Annotated in this window: 1 protein-coding gene; it reads left to right on the forward strand. The window is 71.0% G+C overall.

All coding sequences use genetic code 11. From position 1 onward, the window contains the following. The coding region (locus IF30_RS0140680; RefSeq protein WP_030248417.1) for an electron transfer flavoprotein subunit beta at positions 1–255 on the forward strand (255 nt) is incomplete at both ends.

A 255-nucleotide genomic window follows, 5' to 3' on the forward strand; every position in this document is an offset into this window, starting at 1 on the left:
CGGGAGGGCGTGGACGGCCTGCTGTCGGAGCTGGACGAGTACGGTGTGGAGCAGGCGCTGCGGATCGCGGAGGCGAACGAGGGCGCCGAGGTGACGGTGCTGACGGTGGGGCCCGACGATGCGAAGGACGCGCTGCGCAAGGCGTTGTCGATGGGCGCGGACCGGGCCGTGCACGTGAGCGACGAGGACATCCACGGTTCGGATGTGATGGCGACGTCGGCGGTCGTGGCGAAGGCGTTGGAGCGGACCGGGTTC

The organism is Streptomyces sp. NRRL S-350, from assembly GCF_000719705.1.
Lineage (GTDB): Bacteria > Actinomycetota > Actinomycetes > Streptomycetales > Streptomycetaceae > Kitasatospora.